Source organism: Acinetobacter sp. FY683 (assembly GCF_059515885.1).
This window is the reverse complement of the sequence record NZ_JCAKNA010000005.1, coordinates 158,023-164,022: the sequence shown is the minus strand read 5'-3', so window position 1 is coordinate 164,022 and position 6,000 is coordinate 158,023. Positions and strand designations below refer to the sequence as shown.

8 protein-coding genes are annotated in these 6,000 nt (G+C 36.1%); 6 read left to right on the top strand and 2 right to left on the bottom strand.

All coding sequences use genetic code 11. The annotated features are described in order from the left end of the window. Positions 1-52: 52 nt before the first annotated feature. Positions 53-985 (bottom strand): IS5 family transposase, encoded by a 933-nt coding sequence (locus AC5YDH_RS04580; RefSeq protein ID WP_496116183.1) that lies wholly within the window; start codon positions 983-985, stop codon positions 53-55. 12 nt (positions 986-997) lie between these two features. Here AC5YDH_RS04580 and AC5YDH_RS04575 point away from each other — a divergent pair, with 12 nt between their 5' ends. The 6 genes from AC5YDH_RS04575 (at position 998) to AC5YDH_RS04550 (ending at position 4,448) form a co-directional block, all read left to right on the top strand. Then, entirely contained in the window at positions 998-1,270 is a 273-nt protein-coding gene (locus tag AC5YDH_RS04575; RefSeq protein ID WP_496117173.1) for a hypothetical protein, read from the top strand. Between the two features lie 37 nt (positions 1,271-1,307). Next, entirely contained in the window at positions 1,308-1,808 is a 501-nt protein-coding gene (locus AC5YDH_RS04570; protein ID WP_496117171.1) for a PadR family transcriptional regulator, read from the top strand. Positions 1,809-1,816: 8 nt separating this feature from the next. Further along, positions 1,817-2,128, top strand: coding sequence for a DUF3861 domain-containing protein (locus AC5YDH_RS04565; protein ID WP_496117169.1), 312 nt, complete (start codon positions 1,817-1,819; stop codon positions 2,126-2,128). Positions 2,129-2,139: 11 nt separating this feature from the next. Then, complete coding sequence (locus AC5YDH_RS04560) at positions 2,140-2,391, top strand: DUF2798 domain-containing protein (protein WP_496117167.1); 252 nt, start codon at positions 2,140-2,142, stop codon at positions 2,389-2,391. 397 nt (positions 2,392-2,788) lie between these two features. After that, positions 2,789-3,781 (top strand): NAD(P)H-quinone oxidoreductase, encoded by a 993-nt coding sequence (locus AC5YDH_RS04555; protein WP_496117165.1) that lies wholly within the window; start codon positions 2,789-2,791, stop codon positions 3,779-3,781. Positions 3,782-3,944: 163 nt separating this feature from the next. Then, on the top strand, positions 3,945-4,448 hold the full coding sequence (locus AC5YDH_RS04550; RefSeq protein ID WP_496117164.1) for a hypothetical protein: 504 nt from the start codon (positions 3,945-3,947) through the stop codon (positions 4,446-4,448). A gap of 62 nt (positions 4,449-4,510) precedes the next feature. On the opposite strand, the gene AC5YDH_RS04545 is transcribed toward AC5YDH_RS04550, so the two are convergent. Continuing rightward, a complete protein-coding gene (locus AC5YDH_RS04545) occupies positions 4,511-5,851 on the bottom strand; it encodes a CitMHS family transporter (RefSeq protein WP_496117163.1) in 1,341 nt (446 codons plus the stop codon). Positions 5,852-6,000: the final 149 nt, after the last annotated feature.

The window sequence follows — 6,000 nt, the reverse complement described above, 5'->3', positions numbered from 1 at the left end:
GGCTTTGTTGCATAAAGGCTTGAAAGGCTGAGCTCCCCTAGGTGAGCCAAATTTAAGAGACAACTTGGGTATGAGGACGACCTAATTCTGTGAATTTATTCAAGACTGCCATGCGTGCGTGGATCTCATTCACCTGACTAGGAAAACTCCTTGCTGTTAATTTATCGCCTAATAATTTGATGCAATGCATCTTCGTTTCAACCAAACTCCGACGGTGATAACCAGACCACTTTTTCCAAAGCGATCTACCTAGACGTTTGACTGTCTTTAATAACTCGTTCCGCTCGATAGACCTCGCTTGCTGATCTTTCCAAGGCTTTGCATTTTTCCTCGGTGGAATGATCGCATGTGCATCTCGATCTAAAATGACTTGTCGGCAATGCTTTGTGTCATAAGCACCATCTGTATAAACAGAATCAATTTTCTCATCCAAGGGAATTTGAGAAAGTAAATCTTCAAGTACTTGAGAATCACCAACATCATTTGTAGTGAGCTGTACAGCACGTATTTGAAGAGTTTTAGCATCTATAGCAATATGCAGCTTACGCCATTGACGACGATATTCAGCCCCATGTTTCTTGCATTTCCATTCACCTTCACCTAGAAACTTCAAACCAGTAGAGTCTACGAGTAGATGCAGACCATCACTACTTTTTTCATAGCTAATCGCAATATCAATATGTTTTTGTCTTCTGCAAAGCGTAGTGTAATCCGGCGCTGTCCAATCTAATCCAGAGAGTTTAATCAGACTTTGAACAAAACCTGTGACCATACGTAAAGAGAGTCGAAATAGAGATTTGATCATTAAGCAGCATTGAATCGCTGTATCGGAGTAGGTCTGATTTCGACCTTGCTTGCCTTGTGATTGTGCATACCACTGGGTCTTTGGATCAAACCAAATGGAAATATTACCCCGGTTGATTAAGGCTCGATTATAGGATGACCAATTGGTTGTACGATAGATTTTAGGGGCAGGTTTATTCATTTTGAAATTATATTGCTGAATAAGCCTTCCATGCTAGGTTTGTGCAACAAAGCCTTAGGAAATCATGAAAGTGAAATTGGTATATATGTCGGTGATAATATTGAACCGCTTGAAATAGCTAAAATAGATCGGTGCGCTAATAAAAATGGTTCAGTTAGGATAAGACCTATTAAAAGTAAAAAATTGAAATTTTGGTTCAATGAAAATTGCACACTTAAAGAGGTAGTTAATATTATTATTGAATCGCCAAATAAAATTAGAATTAAAAAAATAAAATTTGTGTGATAAGATACATCTTAATTAATTTAAGATATATCTTACTATGCCTAAAACCTCATTGATCGAATCAATAGAAAAACCTAGAAAACGCTTGTTTGAAACAGGTGAAATGAAACTATTGGTTCTACACTTCATTTCACAACAGCCAAAATACAGCTACGACATCATCAAAGACATTTCTACACTTGTGGGTGGGAACTACAAACCAAGCACAGGCACAATTTTCCCAACCATTAACTACTTAGAAGAACAAGGCTATACAGAAGTTCATTTAAGAGAAGATGATCGAAAGCAATATCACATCAACTCAAAAGGTATAGAACACCTACAAGCGCAAAAACCAAACATAGAAAAAATACTGTTGCGTTTAAATACCCGAAATCAAATTCAAAACAATGAGCAATTCATTGCTATTAAAAATGCAATGGATCAAATAAAAGCATCATTAAAAACCAAAATTTTGCATACAGATTTGAATGCTAATCAAATTGCAAAAATAGCAAAAATTATTGAAAAATCTGCAAAAGATATTGCAGATTTATAGGAGGAATGATGAAACAGCACAAATATGAAATTACCGTAAAACACATTGAAGATGCACAAGGTAATCCATCTACCTATACAGAAGCATTGCAATTTACAGCCTATAACCATGACGATTTGTTCAAAGTTTTAGAACATATTCAAAAAGGTAATTTGCTAGAAGATGAAAAAGCCAAAGCATTTGCGCTAGGGCTAAAGCTATTTGGTGAAACGCTATTGGAAAATAAACAACATCCACTTTTTAAAGCATTTTTACCGCAATTTATTGAATTTATGCAAAGCATGAAGCAAACCATTAAGACTGCCGAACAAACCCACTGAATAGGTTAAATATGACAAATAATCTCCCAAAATTTCACCCCAAACACATGACATGGCTTATGCCATTAATACTTTCAGGTATTATGAGTGGCGCAATTTCATGCTACAACATGATTCGAAACATTGGCTTGCCAGATAATTTTTTATCAATATGGATGCATGCTTGGGTCATGTCATGGTTATTGGCATTTCCACTCATTTTGGTGGTTTTACCTTTGGTACGAAAGTTTTTATTTAATTTTATTGATAAAAGCAAATTGTAAAATTTAAGCAACAAAAGATCTATTCATGGTGGTTCATAATGGGGTTAAAACTATTCTGAACGTGATATACGAATGAAATATTTAATTGTTGGAAGTTGTATAGGCTTAGCTTCATGCGCCACCGTAGTACAGAAAGAACAAAATGTAGAAACACTAGAATGTATGCAATATAGGTCGATGATGACAGCACCCATGCCGCCAAATGAACATGAAAAAATGAAAGCTTCTTGTGAAAATTCACAAAAGATATCTCATTAATTTTAAAGTGCTGTGCAATGTTTAAAGTGGTCAAAATAATAAGTGCTAGACCATAGTGAGAATAGACTTCATTTGAATATATATCTATGTTCAAATAGCGTTAGATGAACGAATGAAATAAGTGAATTAGGGAAAGAATATGTCTCAAGCAAGCATGCAACAAGTCATTATTACAGAACCAGGCGGTGTAGATAAACTAGCCTACGAAACTGTAGCAATTCCAACAGTTAAAGCAGATGAAGTACTTGTTAAAGTTCATGCTTTTGGTATTAATCGTCCTGATATTTTACAACGTCAAGGTTTATATCCAATGCCGAAAGGCGTTACACCTGTACCTGGGTTAGAAGTGGCTGGTGAAATTGTTGCCGTTGGTGCTAATGTCACTTTATTTAAAGTGGGTGATAAAGTTTGTGGTCTGACAAATGGTGGTGGTTATGCAGAATATTGTGTTGTACCCGAAAGCCAAACTTTAAACATTCCCGACAATGTAAGTTATGTTCAAGCAGCTGCCATTCCTGAAACCTTTTTTACAGTTTGGGCGAATGTATTCCAAATGGGTAAAGCCAAAGCAGGTGAGACTGTGCTTATTCATGGTGGTACAAGTGGTATTGGTACAACGGCACTTATGCTATGTAATGCCTTAGGTATGAAAACATTTGCAACTGTGGGTTCGGACGAAAAAGTAAAAGTACTTTCAGAAATCACTACAGCCATTAACTACAAAACTCAAGATTTTGAGCAAGTGATTAATGAAGCAAATAATGAGCATGGTGTTGATGTTATTTTAGATATTGTAGGTGCACCATATTTAGCACAAAATTTAAACCTTTTACGCCGTGATGGTCGCTTGGTTTATATTGCATTTTTAGGCGGTGCAAAAGCTAAAGATGTGAAGCTTGGGCAAATTATGATGAAGCGCTTGACCATTACAGGTTCAACAATGCGTGCACGTAATACCGAAGAAAAAGCTGAAATTGCTCAAGGTTTAAAACAACATGTTGCACCACTTTGGGCAAAAGGCGAATGCTTACCAATGATTTATAAAACATTTAAGTTCGATCAAATTCAAGATGCACATGCATGTATGGATACTGGTGAGCATATTGGTAAAGTGGTTGTCGAAGTTCTATAAATTTTAGATTATTTTAATCTTCAATCAAAAAAGCCACCGTATTTACGGTGGTTTTTTATTGGTAAAATTAAATGAAAAGATACGGTATCGGTTTGAAGATATATTTCCATGATGATTTATGCGAAAATACGACTTTATCTATTTATTAGTCCAAAGGCATTTCATGACTGACCAATCTCCTGAATCTTTAAGCGATATCGAAATTGTAGATATTTTACAATCCATGAAAAACGATGAGCTCAATACAGAAGCAAAAGAGATTATTCGTAATGGCGGTAAAGCAGGTCGTCAAGAAGCACATAAACAAGCGCTTGTAGCATTACATACAGCATTTGAAGAACGTTTTGTTGAAGCGGTAACTTTGGCTTTAGGTTTAAACGAAGGTCAGGCGAAAAAAATTCGTTATAAAAAAGACCGTATTCGTATTTTGAAAGTACGTGGAATTGACTATTTAGCAATTGATGGTGCGGAAACAGCACAAGTGTTGTCGCAAGTTGCTCAAGCTATTGTGCGTGAAGATGCAATTGTGACTCACGATTTGCACAATATTTTCCCATTTTGGAAAGAAGGCTGGCCAATGGTTCAGTTCGACAATGCTTATACAATTTTAGAAGATGATATTACAATTCACTACCAAGCAGTTTTAGATGCTTTGTTAAGTAAATAATTTTGCTGCGTTGAATAGTAATAAAAAAAGCACCTGAGGGTGCTTTTTTTATGTTCAATGTATTAACCAAGTGTTGAATATAGTGGGAATACACCAAATATAAGTGCAGCAGCAAGCATAACTAAACAAGTAATAATTGCCCATTTAATGGTGAACTTTTGATGTGCACCAAACTCAATTCCTGCTAAGCCAACAAGTAAGTAAGTGGATGGAACAAGAGGTGATAATAGGTGTACAGGTTGTCCTACAATAGAAGCACGAGCCATTTCTACAGGACTAATACCATAATGAATCGCTGCTTCTGCAAGAACAGGGAGTACGCCATAGTAAAATGCATCATTCGACATAAAGAAGGTTAGTGGCATACTAATAATGGCAGTAATTGGAGCTAGGAATGGTCCCATGCTATCTGGAATAATTGCGACTAATTCCTTAGACATGGCATCGACCATACCTGTGCCTGCTAAAATACCAGTAAAAATACCTGCAGCAAAAATAATACCTACAACATTTAATGCACTACCAGCATGGTTAGCAATGAGAGCTTTTTGCATGTCGATGTCTTTATAGTTCACAACAAGTGCAATACTGAGTGCAATCATGAACAGAATAGACATTGGTAAAATGCCATAAATTAATGATGCCATTAGTGCAACAGTTAATAGAGTATTGAACCAACGTAAATGTGCACGGTTTGCTTCAGGGTTAGTTGAAATACGAATAGAGTCACCATGACTAACATCTAATTCAACAATACCTAAGCGTTTACGCTCCATACGACCATACATGAAACCAACGAAATATAGCCAGAAAATTGAACAAATCATTGGCAGAATCATTGGAACAAAGACATCACTTGGGTCTACATGTAGTGCACTTGCTGCACGAGCAGTAGGGCCACCCCAAGGTGTTAAATTCATAATACCGCTGGCAAGCATCATTAAACATGCCATGATAAGTGGACTCATACCTAAGCGCTTATATAAAGGTAGCATGGCAGCGACACAGATCATGTAGGTGGTAGAACCATCGCCATCTAAAGACACTATTAAGGTTAAGGTAATGGTACCCATGACCACTTTTAATGGATCACCTTTTACAAGGCGTAAAATCCATTTTACAGAAGGGTCAAATAAACCTGTGTCAATCATGATTGCAAAATATAGAATCGCAAAAAGTAACATGACACCTGTTGGTGCAAGTTTTTTGACGCCTTCTAGCATCATTTCACCAATTTCATTGATTTGGATATTATCTAGTCCATCAACAAAAAAGCTTAAACCGTATGCAATTAGTGCAAATAAAACGGGAATTAATGTAAGGGCAACAAGTGGAGTTAGGCGTCTAGACATGATTAAGTACATGAAGCACATAATCATACTTAGCCCAAGTATGGTTAGCATTATTTTCAATCCTTTGAATTATATTGTTGGTAAAAATTTTGTTATTTGTTCGTCATAAAGCATAAGTAAAATGGTGATTGGTTTTATATTTACTTTTTGTAATGTGATTTTTTGGGTATTTTTTGGTGTGTTGCTTATAGGGCAAAGAG

Coding starts and splice junctions, on each gene's coding strand:
- AC5YDH_RS04580 (WP_496116183.1), bottom strand. CDS start 985: ATGAATAAACCTGCCCCTAAAATCTATCGTACAACCAATTGGTCATCC.
- AC5YDH_RS04570 (WP_496117171.1), top strand. CDS start 1,308: ATGCCTAAAACCTCATTGATCGAATCAATAGAAAAACCTAGAAAACGC.
- AC5YDH_RS04565 (WP_496117169.1), top strand. CDS start 1,817: ATGAAACAGCACAAATATGAAATTACCGTAAAACACATTGAAGATGCA.
- AC5YDH_RS04560 (WP_496117167.1), top strand. CDS start 2,140: ATGACAAATAATCTCCCAAAATTTCACCCCAAACACATGACATGGCTT.
- AC5YDH_RS04555 (WP_496117165.1), top strand. CDS start 2,789: ATGTCTCAAGCAAGCATGCAACAAGTCATTATTACAGAACCAGGCGGT.
- AC5YDH_RS04550 (WP_496117164.1), top strand. CDS start 3,945: ATGACTGACCAATCTCCTGAATCTTTAAGCGATATCGAAATTGTAGAT.
- AC5YDH_RS04545 (WP_496117163.1), bottom strand. CDS start 5,851: ATGCTAACCATACTTGGGCTAAGTATGATTATGTGCTTCATGTACTTA.